This is a genomic window from Streptomyces sp. UW30 (genome assembly GCF_008042075.1).
Lineage (GTDB): Bacteria > Actinomycetota > Actinomycetes > Streptomycetales > Streptomycetaceae > Streptomyces.
In genome coordinates this window covers 1,010,476-1,029,419 of the sequence record NZ_RDBN01000053.1, presented here as the reverse complement: position 1 = coordinate 1,029,419, position 18,944 = coordinate 1,010,476, and the positions used below count along the sequence as shown (strand labels likewise).

The following is an 18,944-nucleotide window of genomic DNA, read 5'->3' as shown; positions in this document are numbered from 1 at the left end:
ACCCCCACCTCACCCGCTACGGCAGAGCGAACCCGGGATCCATCCCGCCCAGCGCCTTCGCGCACAGGCAATCCCGCTCCTCGTTCGCCGGCAGCCCCGCCACCGCGTCGAACAGCACCCCACGCAGCCGGTCGACGTTCGCCGCGAACACCTGCAGCACCTCGTCGTGGGAGACGCCCTCACCCGTCTCGGCGCCCGCGTCCAGGTCCGTGACCAGCGTCAACGACGTGTAGCAGAGTTCGAGTTCACGGGCGAGCGCCGCCTCGGGATGGCCCGTCATGCCCACCACCGACCAGCCCTGGGCCTGGTGCCACAACGATTCGGCGCGGGTGGAGAAGCGAGGCCCCTCCACCACGACCAGCGTGCCGCCGTCCACCGGCTCCCAGTCCCGCCCGCGCGCCGCCTTCAGCGCGGCCGCGCGCCCGGTGGGGCAGTAGGGGTCGGCCAGCGAGACATGCACCACGTTCGGCACGGTGCCGTCGGGCAGCGGCAGCCCGTCGAAGTAGGTGCCCACCCGGGACTTCGTGCGGTCGACCAGCTGATCCGGCACCAGCAGCGTGCCCGGTCCGTACTCGGGCCGCAGGCCACCCACCGCGCACGGGCCGAGGACCTGGCGTGCGCCGAGCGAGCGCAGCGCCCAGAGGTTGGCCCGGTAGTTGATCCGGTGCGGCGGCAGATGGTGGCCGCGTCCGTGCCGGGGCAGGAAGGCGACCCGCCGGCCGGCGATCTCGCCGAGGAAGAGGGAGTCGCTCGGCGGCCCGTAGGGGGTGTCCACCTGTATCTCGGTCACGTCGTCGAGGAACGAGTAGAAGCCGGAGCCGCCGATCACGCCGAGTTCTGCGTTCGCCTTGTTCGCCATGCCCGCACCCTAACCGGACCCGGATATGCCGAGGACCCCGTCGCCGGGTGACGACAGGGTCCCGTAAGAAAGGCGTCTCTACGCGCGCGTAGGCCCTACGCGGCGGAGCTGCTGGAGGAGGTGCCGGTGCTCGACGACTTCGAGTCCGAGGAGGACGAAGACGAAGAGGAGGACGAAGACGAAGAGGTCGACGAGGACGAGTCCGACGAGGAGGACGACGACTTCGACGACGCCGGCGAGCTGCTCGACGAGGAGCCGCGGCTGTCGTTGCGGTAGAAGCCGGAGCCCTTGAAGACGATGCCGACCGCGGAGAACACCTTCTTGAGGCGACCCTGGCAGTTGGGGCACTCGGTCAGGGCGTCGTCGGTGAACTTCTGCACCGCCTCGAGGCCCTCGCCGCACGCGGTGCACTGGTACTGATAGGTGGGCACTGTCTTCCTCCTGGCACTCTCACTCGATGAGTGCTAACGACGGTCCATAGTGACGTATTCCCGCCGCTCAGTCCACTGCCACTGGCACGCGGTGACCCACGCCACGTGCGACCGTGCGGCTGCCGGACCGTGTCTCCAGCCGTGAGCGCAGCGCCACGAGGGTCGCGAGGGCCAGCAAAGTGCCGCCCATCGGCACCAGGAACCCGGCGCCGCCCCAGAAGCGATCCTCCAACTGCCCGGCGACCGTGACGGCGGCGGCCTGGCCGAGCGCCACCGCGCCGGTGAGCCAGGTGAAGGCCTCGGTGCGGGCACCGGCCGGGACCAGGCCCTCGACCAGCGTGTACCCGGTGATCAGCGCGGGCGCGATGCACATGCCGACGAGCAGACCGAGGCCCGCCAGGACGAGCACCGAGTGCGCGGCCCACAGTCCGGACGCGGTCAGCGCCAAGGCCGCGTAGCCGACGAGGAGACGACGCTGCGGGGCCACCTTCCAGGCGATGGCTCCGCAGACGATGCCGGAGATCATGTTGCCCGCGGCGAAGGTGCCGTACAGCACGCCATTGAGACCGGGTTCGCCGATCGACTCACTGAAGGCGGCCAGCGAGACCTGCATGCCGCCGAAGACGGCACCGATGCCGAGGAAGGCCACGATCAGCACGCGCACGCCGGGGATGCGCAGCGCGGAAGTGTGCTCCACGCGCGCGTGCCCGGCGAGGGTGACCGAGGGCTGGGTGCTCTTCTGCGCGGCGAACAGCAGGCCGCCCAGCAACGTCAGGGATGCCTCCGTGATCAGGCCGGCGGCCGGGTCGACGGCGGTGCACAGGGCGGTGGCGAGCAGCGGGCCGACGACGAAGGTCAGCTCGTCGGTGACCGACTCGAAGGCGGCCGCCGTCGTCATCAGGGGCGAGCCCTGGAGCTTCACGCCCCAGCGGGCCCGCACCATGGGGCCGACCTGCGGCACCGAGGCGCCGGTGGGCACGGCGGCGACGAACAGGGCCCACAGGGGCGCGTCGGTCAGGGCGAGCGTCGTCAGGGTCAGACCGGACAGGGTGTGCAGCAGGACGCCGGGGATCAGGACGGCGCGCTGGCCGTGGCGGTCGGCGAGGCGGCCGCTGTAGGGCGCGAACAGCGCCATGGAGACGCCGGTGACGGCAGCGACGGCGCCCGCCGCACCGTAGGAACCCGTGGTGTGCTGCACGAGCAGCACGATGGAGAGGGTCAGCATCGCGAACGGCTGGCGTGCCGCGAAGCCGGGGAGCAGGAACGTCCAGGCGCCGCGGGTACGCAGCAGCTGTCCGTATCCCGGGCGGGAGGAGGCCGGCGCGTCCTTCGACGGCTCGGTGGTGACCGTGGATGCCACGGCCCGTGCCTTTCTGCCACCTGGTAGCGCGGCCCCTACGGGTCGGGGGCGGCGCCGAGAGCTGTCCTCTTGCGCGGAACTGCGGTAGATACCGGCGTCCACTTCGAGGAAGGACGTCCCGGCCGCCATACGGTCGCGCCAGCTCTGCGTCAGGCAGAGTTGGTTCGATCTGGGTACGCCTGCATAGTACAGGGGAAAGCGCCCGGTGATCCTGTGAAAACGAGCACTCTGCGGCGCTCCACCTGCGATTAGCCAGGGCCTCCTCAAGCCCCTTCAGGCCCTCTTCAGGCCCCTTCAGACCCCCTCGGGCCCCTCAGTTCGCCCCGTTCGTCCCCAGCCACCCGGCCAGCTTGCCCCCGGCGCCCACGGCACGCAGCCGGCGCTCGGCGGCGTCGCGCACCGGGTCCGTGGCGACGACGAGCAGTTCGTCCCCGCGCCGCAGCACCGTCGTCGGCAGCGGAACGAACGATTTTCCGCCGCGGACGACGAGGGTGACGGCGGCGCCCGCGGGCAGCCGCAGCTCGTTGATCTCGACGCCGTGCATCTTCGAGCCCTCGGGGATCGCGAAGGACAGCAGATGCCCGCGCAGCCGCTCCAGAGGCGCCGACTCGATGCCGAGGTCGGCAGGCGTGGGGCCCTGGCCGAGGTCCAGCTTGCGGGCGAGCCAGGGCAGCGTCGGCCCCTGGATCAGGGTGTAGGCGACGACCAGGACGAAGACGATGTTGAAGATCGTGCGGCTGCTCTCGACGCCGCTCACCATCGGGATCGTGGCCAGGATGATGGGCACGGCGCCGCGCAGCCCGGCCCAGGACATCAGGGCCTGCTCCCGCCAGGGCACACGGAACGGCACCAGGCACGCGATGACGCTCAGCGGTCGCGCCACCATGGTCAGCACCAGCCCGATGACCAGCGCGGGCAGGATGTCGTCGCCCAGCTCGTGCGGGGTGACCAGCAGGCCGAGCAGGACGAACATGCCGATCTGGGCGATCCAGCCGACCCCGTCGGCGAACCCGCGCGTGGCCGGCCAGTGCGGCAGCTTCGCGTTGCCCATCACCATCGAGGCGAGATACACGGCGAGGAAGCCGCTGCCGTGCGCCATCGCGCCGGCCGCGTAGGCGGTGACGGCGATGGCCATGACGGCGATCGGGTAGAGGCCGGAGGCGGGCAGCGCCACGTGCCTGAGCCCCCAGGAGCCCAGGAAGCCCACCGCGATGCCGATGGCGGCGCCGATGGCCAGCTCCATGGCTATTTCGCCGGCCAGCACGTACCAGTGCTCGATCGGCCCGTGCTCGGAGAAGGCGACCACCAGGATGACCACGGGGGCGTCGTTGAAGCCGGACTCCGCCTCCAGGGTGCCCGTCACGCGTGAGGGCAGCGGGATCTTCCGCAGTACGGAGAAGACCGCGGCGGCGTCGGTGGAGGAGACGACCGCCCCGATGATGAGCGCCTGCCGCCACTCGAGCCCGACCAGGTAGTGCGCGGCCGTCGCCGTGACCCCGACGCTCACCGTGACCCCGACCAGCGCCAGCGCGGAGGCGGCCGGCAGAGCCGGCTTGACCTCCCTCCACTTCGTGCCCAGACCGCCCTCGGCCAGGATCACGACCAGCGCCGCGTACCCGATGACCTGGGTCAGCTCGGCGTCGTCGAAGCGGATCCCGCCGATGCCGTCCTGGCCCATGAGCACGCCGATGCCCAGGTACACGAGCAGGCTGGGGAGCCCGCTGCGCGAGGAGATCCGAACCGCTGCGACGGCGAGGAGCAGGACGAGCGAGCAGATGAGCAGGAGCTGGTTGAGGTCGTGGACAGTCAGCGGCCGTTCCCTTTCCCTGGCCCACGCGCACGCGCGCGGGGCTCACGTACATAGGACACGAAGTGGCGGTTCTCCGCACCCAACTACTTCGTTACCTTACCTAACTCTTGACGATTTCTTGACGCTTCGGGGTGCATGATCGAACGTCCTTCCGTGCTGGTTCACCAGTCCGCGTCAAGTCCGACCGGACCCTGCGCCTATGGTTGCTCCAGCACTCCAGGACCGCCTGCCGCTCGCGTTAGGACAGCAAGGACAGCGATGCCCCCCAACACCACCGCCTCCACGGGTCAGCAGCCCGGCAAGTCCGGCAGGAAGAAGGGGCGCAGAGCCCGCCTGCTCGTCCTCGTGCTGGTGCTGGCAGTCGTAGCGGGCGTCGCCGGCGGGGCGTACTGGTCCATCAGCACCGTCCGCGCCTCGTTCCCGCAGACCAAGGGATCGATCACGATCAAGGGCCTGTCCGGGCCCGTCGACGTGAAGCGCGACGGCTACGGCATCCCGCAGGTCTACGCCTCCTCCGACGAGGACCTGTTCATGGCGCAGGGCTTCGTCCAGGCCCAGGACCGGTTCTGGGAGATGGACGTCCGCCGCCACATGACCTCCGGGCGCCTGTCGGAGATGTTCGGCAAGGGCCAGGTCGACAACGACGAGTTCCTGCGCACCCTGGGCTGGGACCGGATCGCGAAGCAGGAGTACGACAAGACGCTGTCCGCGTCCACGAAGAAATACCTCCAGGCCTACGCCGCAGGTGTCAACGCCTACCTGGACGGCAAGGACGGCGAGGACATCTCCCTGGAGTACGCGGCCCTCGGCTTCACCAACGACTACAAGCCGCAGAAGTGGACCCCGGTCGATTCGGTCGCCTGGCTGAAGGCGATGGCCTGGGACCTGCGCGGCAACATGCAGGACGAGATCGACCGCGCCCTGATGACCAGCCGCCTCGGCCCCAAGGAGATCGCGGACCTGTACCCGCAGTACCCGTACGACCGCAACAAGACGATCGTCCAGGCGGGCCAGTACGACGAGGCCACCAAGACCTTCGGGCCGACGGGCTCCGCGTCCTCCGCGGGCTCGACCGCGGGCGGCACGGCGGGTACGGGCACCTCCTCCGGCACCGCGGGCCTGCAGAGTCAGCTGTCTGGCCTCCAGGAGGTCCTGGACGACCTGCCGACCGCCGTCGGCGTGAACGGCAACGGCATCGGCTCCAACTCCTGGGTGGTGGGCGGGAAGTACACCATCACGGGCAAGCCGCTGCTGGCCAACGACCCGCACCTGTCGGCCTCGCTGCCGTCCGTCTGGTACCAGATGGGCCTGCACTGCCGCTCGGTCTCCAGCAAGTGCCAGTACGACGTCAGCGGCTACACCTTCGCGGGCATGCCCGGCGTGGTCATCGGCCACAACCAGAACATCTCCTGGGGCATGACCAACTCCGGCGTCGACGTCACCGACCTCTACCTGGAGAAGCTCTCCGGCGACGGCTACCTGTACGGCGGCAAGACGGTGCCCTTCACCTCGCGCGAGGAGACCATCAAGGTCGCCGGTGACTCGCCCAAGAAGATCGTCGTCCGGGAGACCAAGGACGGGATGCCCCTGCTGTCCGACCGCAGCGACGAGCTCGTGAAGGTCGGCAGGAAGGCCACCGTCGACGCCGCCGCCCCCGACCGCGGCGACGGCTACGGCATCGCGCTGCGCTGGACCGCGCTGGACCCGGGCACCACCATGGACGCCGTCTTCGCCATGGACAGGGCGAAGGACTGGACCGACTTCCGCGCCGCCGCGACCCTGTTCGACGTGCCCTCGCAGAACCTGATCTACGCCGACACCGAGAACAACATCGGCTACACGCTGCCCGGAAAGATCCCCACGCGCACGCAGGGCTACGACGGCTCCGTCCCGGTGCCGGGCTGGGAACCCAGGTCGCGGTGGACGGGCTACATCGACGACGACGAGCTGCCGTACGAGTACAACCCGGCCCGCGGCTACATCGTCACCGCCAACCAGGCCGTGGTCGACAAGGCCAAGTACCCGTACACGCTCACCACGGACTGGGGCTACGGCGCCCGCAGCCAGCGCATCACCGACCTGATCCAGTCGAAGATCGACGACGGCGGCAAGATCTCCACCGACGACATGCGCCAGATGCAGCTCGACAACAGCAGCGAGATCGCCAAGCTGCTGGTGCCCAAGCTGCTCAAGATCGACATCGACGACAAGGACGTCCGCGAGGCGCAGGAGCTCCTGGAGGGCTGGGACTACACCCAGGACGCCGACTCGGCGGCCGCGGCCTACTTCAACTCGGTCTGGCGCAACATCCTCAAGCTCGCCTTCGGCAACAAGCTGCCCAAGGAACTGCGGGTCGAGGGCCAGTGCCTGTGGGTCGAGAAGGCCGACACCACCGGACCGGTGGACGAGGGCGAGAGCAAGGTGCGCGAGTGCGGTGAGCGCGACGCGGACCAGGCGCAGCCGGACGGCGGCGACCGCTGGTTCGAGGTCGTGCGCAGCCTGATGGGCGACGAGAACAACGACTGGTGGCAGACGCCCTCCTCGGGCACCCGCCCCTCGGCCGACAACCGCGACGAGCTGTTCAGGCGCGCCATGATCGACGCCCGCTGGGAACTGACCGCCAAGCTCGGCAAGGACATCGACACCTGGAACTGGGGCCGGCTGCACCGCCTGTTCCTGAAGAACCAGACCCTCGGCACCGAGGGCCCCGGTTTCCTCCAGTACGCCCTCAACCGCGGCCCCTGGAAGCTCAGCGGCGGCGAGGCCACGGTCAACGCCAGCGGCTGGAACGCGGCCGGCGGCTACGGCGTCGTCTGGGTGCCGTCGATGCGGATGGTGGTCAACCTCGGCGACCTCGACAAGTCGAAGTGGATCAACCTCACCGGCGCCTCCGGGCACGCCTACAACGCCCACTACACCGACCAGACGGACAAGTGGGCCGACGGCGAACTGCTCGACTGGTCCTTCACGGACGGCGCGGTCGACGAGAGCACGAGCGACACCCTCGTACTCAAGCCGTGACCCGCTGACGCCCGAACGGCAAGAGGGGCCCTCCACGCGCGCGTGGAGGGCCCCTTCGCATGCGGAGCGCGGCTCAGGACTCCGGGAACCGGCGCACCCGCGACGGCGTCACCACCGCGTGCACCGGGCGGTCGTGCGGCTCCGCCGGGACGCGCTCGACGACCTCGGAGTCGTACAGCAGCACCACCAGCGCGGGCCGGGCCTGCGCGCGCTCCAGACGGGCGAGGACGCGGTCGTACGACCCGCCGCCGCGCCCCAGGCGCATCCCGCGCGCGTCGACCGCCAGACCGGGCAGCAGTACGACGTCCGCGCCGGTCACCGCGTCCGGGCCGAGGTGCTCGCCGCCGGGCTCGAAGAGGGCCATCTTCGAGCCGTGTTGGACGCGGGCGAGGGAGTCCTGCCCGAAGTAGGTGCCCCAGTCGAGGTCGTTGTCGGGCAGAAGGGCGGGCAGGAGCACGCGTACGCCCCGGGCGCGCAGCGCGTCGAGCAGCGCGAGCGTGCCGGGTTCACTCCCCACGGAGACGTACGCCGCCACCACGCGCGCGTGCGCCAGCTCGGGCAGCTCCAGGGCTCGCTCCGCCAACTCGGTCGCTGTTTCCCGCAGGTCATCGGCCGTCAACCTGCTTCTTACCGAGATGAACTCTCGCCGCAACCTTCGCTTGTCAGTCTCGGCCGGACGTCCCGAGTGAGTCACTGGTCGCACCCGTACCCTTCCTAATGCGCTCATATGAGAGTGAATTAACCGGAGCCTCAGATTCCCTGCAAAGGCACCGGATATGGTGTCGGGCATGACTCAGTCGCACCCTCGGATCAGCAAGGCTGTCATCCCCGCAGCGGGTCTGGGCACCCGCTTCCTGCCGGCCACCAAAGCCACTCCCAAGGAGATGCTGCCGGTCGTCGACAAGCCGGCGATCCAGTACGTGGTCGAAGAGGCCGCCTCGGCCGGCCTCGACGACGTCCTCATGATCACGGGCCGCAACAAGCGCCCCCTTGAGGACCACTTCGACCGCAACTACGAGCTGGAATCCGCTCTTCAGAAGAAGGGCGACGCCGGCCGGCTCGCCAAGGTGCAGGAGTCCAGCGACCTCGCGACCATGCACTACGTCCGCCAGGGCGACCCCAAGGGCCTCGGCCACGCCGTCCTGTGCGCCGCCCCGCACGTCGGCAACGAGCCCTTCGCCGTCCTCCTCGGCGACGACCTGATCGACCCGCGTGACCCGCTGCTCAAGCGGATGGTGGAGGTGCAGGAGCAGCGCGGCGGCAGCGTCATCGCGCTCATGGAGGTCGCACCCGAGCAGATCCACCTCTACGGCTGTGCGGCCGTGGACGCCACCGAGGACAGCGACGTCGTCAAGGTGCACGACCTCGTCGAGAAGCCGGCCGCGGCGGACGCCCCGTCGAACTACGCGATCATCGGCCGCTACGTCCTCGACCCGCACATCTTCGACATACTGCGCAAGACCGAGCCGGGCCGCGGCGGCGAGATCCAGCTCACCGACGCCCTCCAGCAGCTCTCGCAGGACGAGAAGGTCGGCGGCCCGGTGCACGGCGTCGTCTTCAAGGGCCGCCGCTATGACACCGGCGACCGAGGCGACTATCTGCGTGCCATTGTCCGACTCGCATGCGAACGTGAAGACCTGGGCCCGGACTTCCGGACCTGGCTTCGCAGTTACGTAGCCGAGGAGATGTAGCGAGTTGAGCACCGCCGCGCCCCGTCCCGTCGCCCAGGACCACCTCTGGTCGGTGGACGAACACCTGGAGGACATCCTCACGACCGTCCGTCCCCTCGAACCCATCGAGCTGCAACTCCTCGACGCCCAGGGCTGCGTCCTGGTCGACGACGTCACGGTGCAGGTCTCCCTGCCGCCGTTCGACAACAGCTCCATGGACGGGTACGCGGTGCGGGTCGCGGATGTCGAGGGCGCGAGCGAGGAGTTCCCGGCGGTCCTTGAGGTCGTCGGTGACGTCGCGGCGGGCCAGGCCGATCCGCCCCAGGTGGGCCCCGGCCAGGCCGCCCGCATCATGACCGGCGCCCCGCTGCCGCCCGGCGCCGAGACCGTCGTTCCGGTGGAGTGGACCGACGGAGGGCTCGGCGAGGGCCCGGTGACCGGGATGCGTGCCCGCAGCCTCGCCCCGGAGGGCGCGCACGGCCAGGTGCACATCCACCGGCCGGCCGAAGCACGCGCGCACGTGCGGGCGAAGGGCAGCGACGTCAAGGCGGGCGACAAGGCGCTCGAAGCGGGCACGGTCCTCGGGCCGTCCCAGATCGCCCTGCTCGCCGCCATCGGCCGGGGCACCGTCCGGGTGCGCCCGCGCCCGCGCGTGGTCGTGATGTCCACCGGCAGCGAACTCGTCCAGCCCGACGAGCAACTGGCCGAGGGCCAGATCTACGACTCCAACAGCTTCTCCCTGACCGCGGCCGCCCGCGACGCCGGCGCCATCGCCTACCGCGTGGGCGCCGTCGCCGACGACGCCGAGACGCTCCGGTCCACCGTCGAGGACCAGCTCGTGCGCGCCGACCTCATGGTCACCACGGGCGGCGTCAGCGTCGGGGCGTACGACGTCGTCAAGGAGGCGCTGTCGCACGTCGGCGACGAGGACGAGGCCGGCGGCGGCATCGACTTCCGCAAGCTCGCCATGCAGCCCGGCAAGCCCCAGGGCTTCGGCTCCATCGGCCCCGACCACACCCCGCTGCTGGCCCTGCCGGGCAACCCGGTGTCGTCGTACGTCTCCTTCGAGATCTTCGTGCGCCCCGCGATCCGCACCCTGATGGGCCTGAAGGACGTCCACCGGCCGCGCATGACCGCGACCCTCACCGCCGACAAGGCGCTGACCTCGCCGAAGGGGCGCAGACAGTTCCTGCGCGGAAAGTACGCGGACGGCGAGGTCCGTCCGGTCGGCGGCGCCGGATCACACCTCATCGCCGCCCTCGCGCACGCGGACGCGCTGATCGTGGTCCCCGAGGACGTGGAGAGCGTCGAGCCCGGCAGCGAGGTCGAGGTGGTCCTGCTCGGCTGAGCCGCCCAGGTTGGCGGTACCGTGTCGCGCACAGCAGGCCCGTGCGCCGCACCGCGACGGGCCCGGACCGGGAGCGCGACACCAGCATGAGCACGCAGGACCCACCCACCCAGGACCGCCTGACGCACATCGACGACGCGGGCGCGGCCCGGATGGTCGACGTCTCCGAGAAGGACGTGACCGCGCGCACCGCCCGCGCCAGCGGACGCGTCCTCGTCTCGCCCCGCGTGATCGAGCTGCTGCGCGGCGAGGGGGTCCCCAAGGGTGACGCCCTGGCCACCGCGCGTATCGCGGGCATCATGGGCGCCAAACGCACCCCCGACCTGATCCCGCTCTGCCACCCGCTCGCGCTCTCCGGTGTGAAACTGGATCTGTCGGTCGCGGACGACGCCGTGGAGATCCTGGCCACCGTCAAGACCACGGACCGCACGGGCGTCGAGATGGAGGCCCTGACCGCGGTCTCCGTCGCCGCGCTCACCGTGATCGACATGGTGAAGGCGGTCGACAAGGGAGCGGTCATCACGGACGTACGGGTCGAGGAGAAGACGGGCGGCAAGTCGGGCGACTGGAGCCGGTCATGACAGGGGACGCACCCATCGGTGGCGCACTGCTCGCGCCGTACAGCGCCCTGGTGATCACCGCCTCCAACCGGGCCGCCGCCGGGGTCTACGAGGACAAGGGCGGCCCGCTGGTCGCCGACGGCCTGGGGGGCTTCGGCTTCGCCGTCGACGGACCGCAGATCGTGCCCGACGGCGACCCCGTGAAGGCCGCCCTGAGCGCCGGCGTCGACGCCGGGTACGACGTCATCGTCACCACCGGCGGCACCGGCATCTCGCCCACCGACCGCACCCCCGAGGCGACCCGCGAGGTGATCGACCACGAGGTGCCGGGCATCGCGGAGGCCATCCGGGCGTTCGGCCGGGACAAGGTGCCGACCGCCGCGCTCTCCCGGGGCCTGGCCGGAGTGGCGCGGGGCACCCTGATCGTGAACCTGCCCGGCTCCAGCGGCGGAGTGAAGGACGGACTGGCCGTCCTGGAGCCCCTCCTGATCCACGCCGTCGACCAGATCCGCGGCGGCGACCACCCCAGACCGAGCAGCGGGGGTGCGAGCTGAACAGCCCATCCTGGCCCGTCGTGCTGGGGGACGGCGACATCGTCCTCCGGCCGATAAAGATGCGCGACCAGCGGGCCTGGCGCGAGGTCAACCGGCGCAACCGGGACTGGCTGCGGCCGTGGGAGGCGACGATTCCGCCGCCCACGCCCAGCGGGCCGATCGCGCACCGGCCGACCTACCGTCAGATGGTCCGGCACCTGCGCTCCGAGGCGGGCGCGGGCCGGATGCTGCCGTTCGTCATCGAGTACCAGGGGCGGCTGGTCGGGCAGTTGACCGTGGCCGGGATCACCTGGGGCTCGATGTGTTCGGGTCATGTCGGCTACTGGGTGGACGAGTCGGTGGCGGGCCGCGGCGTGATGCCGACGGCCGTGGCGCTTGTCGTGGACCACTGCTTCCGGACCGTTGGTCTGCACCGCATCGAGGTCTGCATTCGCCCCGAGAACGGGCCCAGCCGCCGGGTCGTGGAGAAACTCGGATTCCGCGACGAGGGGCTGCGTCCGCGATATCTCCACATCGACGGAGCCTGGCGCGACCATCTCGTGTTCGCGCTCACCGCGGAAGAGGTCCCGGAAGGGCTGCTGAGCCGCTGGCAGCGGACACGCTCGCAGAAGGCGCCGCGCTCGAACCCGCAGAACACCCGGCAGAACTCGCAGGGGAATCCCGCGTAGCACGGAAGTAGCCCTGGAAATTGAATAAGTGTTCGAAATTGATCGCCGGATGACCGGCTCGGGCATTAAATTCGCGCCCCGAGCGGGCTGCTGATCGCATCGGTCACAAAAAAAGTTCGAAATATCAGCCAGATCGTGCGACACACCGGCTCAATTGGCGGATGGCCTCACGCAAACCCCTCTACCGTGTGAGGCGTGAGCAGCAGCGGCCTCATCTACGCAGTCATTGTCGGGGCCTGGGCCGCCTACTTGGTGCCGATGTGGCTCCGTAGGCAGGACGAGCTGAACGAGGCCCGTCCGACGGAACGCTTCAGCACAGCCATCCGGTTGCTGTCCGGACGGGCGGGGATGGAGCGTCGGTACGCCAAGGACCTGCGCGCGCGCTCCACCGAGGAGGGGGAGCCCAGCGCCGACGCCTCGGGCGATGCCACCGAGTCGGTGGACGTCCGGGCCTTCGCCATGCCTCCGACCCGTCCGCAGACCCAGGCGACGGTTCAGGCGCAGGCATCCGGGCGCCCGGAGCCGACGAGAGAACCCGCCCGCGAACCGGTGGCCAAGCCGTCGGCCAAGCCGGCGTCCGAGCGTGCCGGCGGACCCGCGGCCGAACCGGGCTCCGGCCAGGCGGCCAAGGCGCGCAAGCGTGTGCCCGCGGCCCGGCGTTCCCCCTCGGACGAGGCGGCCGCGGCACGGGCCCGGCGCACGAAGGCGCTCGCACGCCGCAGGCGCACCACCGTGGTCCTCTTCCTGGCCTTCACTCTCGGCGCGATCGTCGCCGCGGTCGGCGGGCTCGCGTTCCTGTGGGCGCCCGGCATTCCCGCCGTGCTGCTCAGCGGGTACATCGCGTATCTGCGGTCGCAGGAGCGCCGCCGCTTCGCCTACCAGATGGACCGGCGCCGCGCCGAGGCCGCCGCACAGCGGCTGCGCGAGCACGCACGCCAGTCCCGCCGCCGCGGGAGCGCCGACGCCGGGGCCGGTGCCGACGAGTCCGACGAGGGGCCCGAACCAGGCACCGATCCCGGGCTGTCCGCCCTCGCCGCGGACCGCCGTGCCCTCGTCGAGCAGACCGATCACGCCGAATGGGTCGACCAGCAGCGCGAGCGGCAGCGCCGCCCCGGCCACGGGGACAGCTGGGATCCGGTCCCGGTGCCGCTGCCGACGTATGTGACCGCGCCGGTCGCGCCCCGCGCCTCCTCCGACGTGGACCTCGGCGCGCCGGACGCCTGGAGCTCAGCACGGTCGAGCCCCGTCGGCCGGGACCGGGAGGCGGGCGCCGAGGCCGCTGACGGGTCCGCGCGGGGTGCTGATTCGGGGGACGCCGGGCGCGAGGAGGAGAAGGGCGAGGGGGGCGGTCGTAGCGACGCGCGCCGGGCCGCTTCCGCACGCCGTGCACGTGAGCGGGGCCGTACGCCGCTGTTCGACCAGTACGAGGACGGCGAGCGGCCGCGCGCGGCGAACGAGTAGCCGCACCCCGGGGCGGGCAGGAACGGATTTCCAAGCACGCCGATCGGGGTGCTAAAGTTTCACTCGTTGCAAGGGCCTGTGGCGCAGTCCGGTAGCGCACCTCGTTCGCATCGAGGGGGCCAGGGGTTCGAATCCCCTCAGGTCCACCGCAACGACTCCCCGAGGAAACTTGGGAGTTGGCGAGATCCCGTCCGATCGGTTGATCGGGCGGGATTTTTGTTGTCTTGGGGAGCCGAGTCCTGAGGGGGAGCGTGGACAAGACCGCCGCACCGTTACCGACGACAAGGCGTACGGCGCCGCTGCGGATCGTGGCCTTCCGGCGGTTTGTGACCGCCAGTCTGATCTCCGCGACCGGGTCCGCGATGGCGCCCCTCGCTCTCGCCTACGCCGTGATCGGGGAGGGCGGCGGGGCCGGGGACCTTGGTGTGGTGCTCGCCACAAACACCGTTCCGACCATCTTCTTCCTCCTCATGGGCGGCGTGCTCGCGGACCGTATGTCCCGCAGCCGCATGCTCTTCGTGGGCAATCTGCTGGCGGGTGCCGCCCAAGGGGCGCTCGCTGTGATCGTCGCCACGGGGCACGCCTCGACGACCACCGTCGCCGTCTGCGGCTTCCTCTCGGGGACGGCCGCCGCCTTCACGCTGCCCGCCGCTCAGGGGGCCGTGGCCCAGATCGTGCCCGCCGAGCAGTTGCAGCAGGCCAACGCCCTGCTCCGGCTGCCGAGCAACGCCGTCAAGGTGCTCGGGCCGGCCGTCGGCGGCGCCATCGTCGCCTTCAGCGGCCCGGCCTGGGCGCTGGCCTGGGATGCGCTCACGTTCGCCGTTGCCGCCGTCCTGCTGCACGGGCTGCGCCTGGACGCGCCCACCCCTGTCACCAGTGTGCTGAGTGACCTGCGCGAGGGCTGGACCGGTTTCTGGTCGCGGACCTGGCTGTGGACCTATACGGCCGCCGGGGCCGTCCTCGTCGCCGCGTGGCTGGCGGGGTTCCAGCTGCTCGGGCCGGTCGTCGCGGCGGAGCAGTACGCGGGGGCGCGGGACTGGGGGCTCGTGCAGGGCGCGTTCGCGGCGGGGCTGCTGGCCGGGACGGTGGTGTGCCTGCGCTGGCGGCCGTACCGGCTGCTGTTCGTGGCCGTCGCCGCCGGTGCGCCGCTCGCCGGGCCCCTGCTCGCCATGGGGTGGGGACTGCCGCTGCCCTGGGTGCTGTTGGCCACGCTGCTCGCGGGCATCGGGCTCGACGTGGCCATCGTCGCGTGGGCGACGGCCTGTCAGCAGCATGTGCCACAGGGCGAGTTGGGGCGGCTGAGCGCGTTCAACGGCGTCGGGGAGCGGTTGGCGATTCCGCTCGGCTATCTGATCACCGCGCTCGCGGTCGGCGTGTGGGACAACCGGACGGTGCTGGTGGCGTGCGGCGGTCTCGTGGTCGCCGCAGCCGCCCTCAACCTCTGTGTGCGGGACGTGTATCGCATCAACGCGACCGAGAAGTGACCGCTACAGCGCCTTGGCGAAACACAGGCTCAGCTCGTGGAAGCGGTAGAAGCCGAACTTCCCGCACGGCTCGTATCCGCTGGACTCGTACAGCGCCACCGCCTCCGGCTGCTTGGCGCCGGTCTCCAGCACCATGCGGATGCGGCCCGCCGCCCGTGCGTCGTCCTCCAGCGCGGCCAGGATGCGTCGCGCCAGGCCCCGGCCGCGCATCGAGTCGACCACATACATCCGCTTGAGCTCGGCGTCCCCGTCCTGGTTGCCCTCGCCGTTGTCGTCCTGGGCCCGCCAGCCGCCGGACGCGACGGGGGTGCCCAGCTCGTCGTACGCGATCAGGTACAGGCCGTTCGGCGGATCGAAGTCGGTCGGGGCGAGCGGCGTGGCGTCGCCCTCGTCGCCGTAGCGGACGACGTACTCGCCCTGGACCTGGTTGTTGAGCTTCACGGCGTCGGGGTGGTCGAAGGAGACGTTACGTATATTCATTCTATCTACCGTATATCAATTCAAGATCAAGAGATTCCAGAACCGGACATCGTCCAGTGTGCCGGTAGGGTGCCGTGGTGCTCACTGTGACCTCTGTGAATGTGAACGGGCTGCGGGCCGCCACGAAGAAGGGCTTCGTGGAGTGGCTCGCCGGTACCGACGCCGATGTGCTGTGTCTTCAGGAGGTGCGCGCGGAGCCGGAGCAACTGCCTGAGCACGTCCGCACGCCCGACGGCTGGCATGTCGTGCACGCGCCCGCGGCCGCCAAGGGCCGCGCCGGCGTCTCCCTCTACACCCGCCGGGAGCCGGACCGTATCCAGGTCGGCTTCGGTTCGAGCGAGTTCGACGACAGCGGCCGCTACGTCGAGGCCGACCTGCCGGGTGTGACGATCGCCTCGCTCTATCTGCCCTCCGGCGAGGTCGGCACCGAGCGGCAGGACGAGAAGGTCCGCTTCATGGGGGAGTTCCTGGCCCATCTGAAGGGGCTCAGGGAGCGGGCCGCCGCCGACGGGCGCGAGGTCCTTGTCTGCGGCGACTGGAACATCGCCCACGAGCAGGCCGACCTGAAGAACTGGCGCGGCAACACCAAGAACTCCGGCTTCCTGCCGGAGGAGCGGGAGTGGCTGACGCAGGTCTTCGACGCGGCGGACGGGGGGTACGTCGATGTCGTGCGGGCGCTGCATCCCGATGTCGAGGGGCCGTACTCCTGGTGGTCGTACCGAGGGCGGGCCTTCGACAACGACACCGGTTGGCGCATCGACTATCACGTGGCGACGCCCGGGCTCGCCGCGCGGGCGGTCAAGGGTCATGTCGAGCGCGCGGCGACGCATGCCGAGCGGTGGTCGGATCATGCGCCGGTGACGGTGGTCTACGAGCGCTAGTCCCGCTCGCTCTGCTTCCGCAGTCGCCGGTCCAACGCCAGCGACAGCTCCGCCTCCACCACGCTCCGGGCGAGCGGGCGCAGGCGGTGCAGGTCCTCCTCGTGGGCGTGGCGCAGGACCAGCTCGGCGAACATCTCCGCCAGCGCGTCCACGTGTTCGCGGACCCGTTTGCCGGCGGCCAGGACCTCCGCGAGGGGGATGCCCTCGCGGACCAGGGCCGAGGAGACGTCCAGCAGGCGGCGGCTGATGTGGACGATCTCGTCGCCGTCGGTGCCCAGGTAGCCGAGGTCCAGGGCGGCGGCGAGGTTGTCCGGGGTGACCTGGCCCTCGAAGCGGGCGGCGAGTTCCTCCGGGGTGAGGCGGACCGGCTCCTCCTCGGTCGGGGTGACGCCGAGGACGTCGGCGACGTCGCGGCCGTGGTCGAGGGCCTCCGCCAGTTCCGCGATGCCGGTGAGGGTGTGGCCGCGCTCCAGCAGGGCCGCGATGGTGCGCAGCCGGGCCAGGTGGTGGTCGTCGTACCAGGCGATGCGACCCTCGCGGCGAGGTGGCGGGATCAGCTTGCGTTCTCGGTAGAAGCGCAGGGTGCGCACCGTGATGCCGGCCAGTCGGGCGAGCTCCTCCATGCGGTATTCACGCGTCTCGGTCACCCCGGAACCTTAATTCGTACCGCGGGTAACTTTCCTCGTCCCGACCCCTACCGGTCGGTACGGACCTCATCTACTCTCCCATTGCGCCAGTGTTCACTGGCGTGGTTCCGGTTGAGGTGTTGAAGCAAATGAAGTGTGGAGGCACAGGCATGGCCGAACGCGAACATGTGCGGGTCGCGGTGGTCGGGTCAGGATTCGGCGGACTGGGGGCCGCCGTACGGCTGCGGCGCGAGGGCGTCACCGACTTCGTCGTCCTGGAGCGCGCCGACAGCGTCGGCGGCACCTGGCGGGACAACAGCTATCCGGGGTGTGCGTGCGATGTGCCGTCCCACCTGTACTCCTTCTCCTTCGCGCCCAACCCCGACTGGCCGCGCACCTTCTCCGGGCAGGAGCACATCCGCGCCTACCTGGAGCACGTCACGGACGTCTTCCGGCTGCGGCCGCACATCCGCCTCAACTCGGAGGTGAAGCGGATGACCTGGAACGGTGAGCGGCTGTGCTGGGACATCGAGACCAGCAGCGGGAGTCTGTCGGCCGACCTCGTCGTCTCCGCCACCGGGCCGCTCTCCGACCCGAAGGTTCCCGACATCGCGGGGCTCGACTCCTTCCCGGGCAAGGTCTTCCACTCCGCCCGCTGGGACCACGACTACGACCTGCGCGGCAAGCGCGTCGCCATGGTCGGCACCGGCGCCTCCGCCATCCAGATCGTGCCGTCCATCCAGCCCGAGGTCGAGCGGCTCACGCTCTTCCAGCGCACCCCGCCCTGGGTCATGCCCCGCGTCGACCGCGCCATCAGCGGCGCCGAGCGCTCGCTGCACCGGGCCCTGCCCTTCACCACCCAGCTGCGCCGCGGTCTGCTGTGGGGCATCCGGGAGCTCCAGGTCCAGGCGTTCACCAAGCACCCCAATGAGCTGGGCTTCATCGAGCGGCTGGCCAAGCAGAACATGGCCCGCGCGATCAAGGACCCGGCTCTGCGCGCCAAGCTGACCCCCGACTACCGCATCGGCTGCAAGCGGATCCTGCTGAGCAGCACGTACTACCCGGCGCTCGCCCGGCCCAACGTGGACGTGGTCGCCAGCGGGCTCAGCGAGATCCGCGGCTCCACGGTCGTCGCCGCCGACGGCACCGAGACCGAGGTCGACGCGATCGTCTTCGGGACCGGGTTCCACGTCACCGACATGCCGATCGCCGATCGGGTGGTGGGCGCCGACGGCAAGAGCCTCGCCGAGGCGTGGAAGGACGGGATGCAAGCCCTGCGGGGGGCCTCCGCCGCCGGGTTCCCGAACTGGATGACCATCATCGGGCCCAACACCGGCCTCGGGAACTCGTCCATGATCCTCATGATCGAGTCCCAGCTGAACTACATGGCCGACTTCGTACGGCAGCTCGACGTCCTCGGCGGCCGGGTCGCCCTCGACGCCCGCCCCAGCGCCGTGCACACCTGGAACCGGCAGGTGCAGGAGCGTATGAAGCGGACGGTGTGGAACACGGGCGGCTGCACCAGCTGGTACCTCGACGCCGGCGGCCGCAACACGACCGTCTGGCCCGGTACGACGAGCGAGTTCCGGCGGGCCACGCGAAGCGTGGATCTCGCGGAGTACACAGTCGTGCGGGCGTCCGCCGACACCAAGGAGAGCGCGGAGGTGACGGCGTGAGCCGCCTGATGAACGTCGACTCGGGGCCGTAGAAGCGGATGCCGAGGAAGGAGTC

General features: G+C 70.6%; 17 protein-coding genes and 1 tRNA gene. 11 read left to right on the top strand and 7 right to left on the bottom strand.

Annotated elements, in window-relative coordinates; all coding sequences use genetic code 11:
* Window positions 1-16 precede the first annotated feature (16 nt).
* From EAO75_RS38935 to EAO75_RS38920, 4 genes are all read right to left on the bottom strand, one after another.
* Window positions 17-859, bottom strand: coding sequence for an S-methyl-5'-thioadenosine phosphorylase (locus EAO75_RS38935; protein WP_147999793.1), 843 nt, complete (start codon window positions 857-859; stop codon window positions 17-19).
* Window positions 860-954: 95 nt separating this feature from the next.
* Window positions 955-1,290, bottom strand: a complete 336-nt coding sequence (locus tag EAO75_RS38930; RefSeq protein WP_147999792.1) for an FmdB family zinc ribbon protein — start codon at window positions 1,288-1,290, stop codon at window positions 955-957.
* A 67-nt stretch (window positions 1,291-1,357) separates the two neighbouring features.
* Entirely contained in the window at window positions 1,358-2,650 is a 1,293-nt protein-coding gene (locus EAO75_RS38925; protein ID WP_147999791.1) for an MFS transporter, read from the bottom strand.
* 313 nt (window positions 2,651-2,963) lie between these two features.
* Entirely contained in the window at window positions 2,964-4,433 is a 1,470-nt protein-coding gene (locus EAO75_RS38920) for a potassium/proton antiporter (RefSeq protein ID WP_410092849.1), read from the bottom strand.
* Window positions 4,434-4,718: 285 nt separating this feature from the next.
* Between EAO75_RS38920 and EAO75_RS38915 the strand changes: the two genes are divergently transcribed.
* Window positions 4,719-7,481 carry a penicillin acylase family protein gene (locus EAO75_RS38915; protein WP_147999789.1) on the top strand — a complete coding sequence of 921 codons (2,763 nt, stop codon included), beginning with the start codon at window positions 4,719-4,721 and terminating at the stop codon, window positions 7,479-7,481.
* A gap of 73 nt (window positions 7,482-7,554) precedes the next feature.
* Here EAO75_RS38915 and EAO75_RS38910 read toward each other — a convergent pair whose 3' ends face one another.
* Window positions 7,555-8,208: a 5-formyltetrahydrofolate cyclo-ligase gene (locus EAO75_RS38910; RefSeq protein ID WP_410092689.1), complete on the bottom strand. Its 654-nt coding sequence runs from the start codon at window positions 8,206-8,208 to the stop codon at window positions 7,555-7,557.
* A 61-nt stretch (window positions 8,209-8,269) separates the two neighbouring features.
* On the opposite strand from EAO75_RS38910, the gene galU reads away from it, so the two are divergent.
* The 8 genes from galU to EAO75_RS38870 all read left to right on the top strand — a co-directional run bounded on the left by galU (window position 8,270) and on the right by EAO75_RS38870 (window position 15,226).
* A complete protein-coding gene (galU, locus tag EAO75_RS38905) occupies window positions 8,270-9,172 on the top strand; it encodes a UTP--glucose-1-phosphate uridylyltransferase GalU (RefSeq protein WP_147999788.1) in 903 nt (300 codons plus the stop codon).
* Window positions 9,173-9,176: 4 nt separating this feature from the next.
* On the top strand, window positions 9,177-10,499 hold the full coding sequence (gene glp, locus EAO75_RS38900; protein WP_147999787.1) for a gephyrin-like molybdotransferase Glp: 1,323 nt from the start codon (window positions 9,177-9,179) through the stop codon (window positions 10,497-10,499).
* An 86-nt stretch (window positions 10,500-10,585) separates the two neighbouring features.
* A complete protein-coding gene (moaC, locus tag EAO75_RS38895) occupies window positions 10,586-11,080 on the top strand; it encodes a cyclic pyranopterin monophosphate synthase MoaC (protein WP_148000538.1) in 495 nt (164 codons plus the stop codon).
* Window positions 11,077-11,613, top strand: a complete 537-nt coding sequence (locus EAO75_RS38890; protein ID WP_147999786.1) for a molybdenum cofactor biosynthesis protein B — start codon at window positions 11,077-11,079, stop codon at window positions 11,611-11,613. The genes moaC and EAO75_RS38890 overlap by 4 nt, the downstream gene beginning before the upstream one ends.
* A 20-nt stretch (window positions 11,614-11,633) precedes the next feature.
* Window positions 11,634-12,281: a GNAT family N-acetyltransferase gene (locus EAO75_RS38885; protein WP_147999785.1), complete on the top strand. Its 648-nt coding sequence runs from the start codon at window positions 11,634-11,636 to the stop codon at window positions 12,279-12,281.
* A 195-nt stretch (window positions 12,282-12,476) separates the two neighbouring features.
* Entirely contained in the window at window positions 12,477-13,742 is a 1,266-nt protein-coding gene (gene glpR, locus EAO75_RS38880; RefSeq protein ID WP_147999784.1) for a gephyrin-like molybdotransferase receptor GlpR, read from the top strand.
* A 72-nt stretch (window positions 13,743-13,814) separates the two neighbouring features.
* Window positions 13,815-13,888: transfer RNA gene (locus EAO75_RS38875), tRNA-Ala, on the top strand.
* Window positions 13,889-13,993: 105 nt separating this feature from the next.
* Window positions 13,994-15,226: an MFS transporter gene (locus EAO75_RS38870; RefSeq protein WP_261989597.1), complete on the top strand. Its 1,233-nt coding sequence runs from the start codon at window positions 13,994-13,996 to the stop codon at window positions 15,224-15,226.
* Between the two features lie 3 nt (window positions 15,227-15,229).
* On the opposite strand, the gene EAO75_RS38865 is transcribed toward EAO75_RS38870, so the two are convergent.
* Window positions 15,230-15,706, bottom strand: a complete 477-nt coding sequence (locus tag EAO75_RS38865) for a GNAT family N-acetyltransferase (RefSeq protein WP_147999783.1) — start codon at window positions 15,704-15,706, stop codon at window positions 15,230-15,232.
* 77 nt (window positions 15,707-15,783) lie between these two features.
* Here EAO75_RS38865 and EAO75_RS38860 point away from each other — a divergent pair, with 77 nt between their 5' ends.
* On the top strand, window positions 15,784-16,587 hold the full coding sequence (locus EAO75_RS38860; RefSeq protein WP_147999782.1) for an exodeoxyribonuclease III: 804 nt from the start codon (window positions 15,784-15,786) through the stop codon (window positions 16,585-16,587).
* On the opposite strand, the gene EAO75_RS38855 is transcribed toward EAO75_RS38860, so the two are convergent.
* Window positions 16,584-17,210 carry a MerR family transcriptional regulator gene (locus tag EAO75_RS38855; protein ID WP_187284812.1) on the bottom strand — a complete coding sequence of 209 codons (627 nt, stop codon included), beginning with the start codon at window positions 17,208-17,210 and terminating at the stop codon, window positions 16,584-16,586. The genes EAO75_RS38860 and EAO75_RS38855 overlap by 4 nt on opposite strands.
* A 173-nt stretch (window positions 17,211-17,383) precedes the next feature.
* On the opposite strand from EAO75_RS38855, the gene EAO75_RS38850 reads away from it, so the two are divergent.
* Window positions 17,384-18,889 (top strand): flavin-containing monooxygenase, encoded by a 1,506-nt coding sequence (locus tag EAO75_RS38850; RefSeq protein WP_147999780.1) that lies wholly within the window; start codon window positions 17,384-17,386, stop codon window positions 18,887-18,889.
* Window positions 18,890-18,944: the final 55 nt, after the last annotated feature.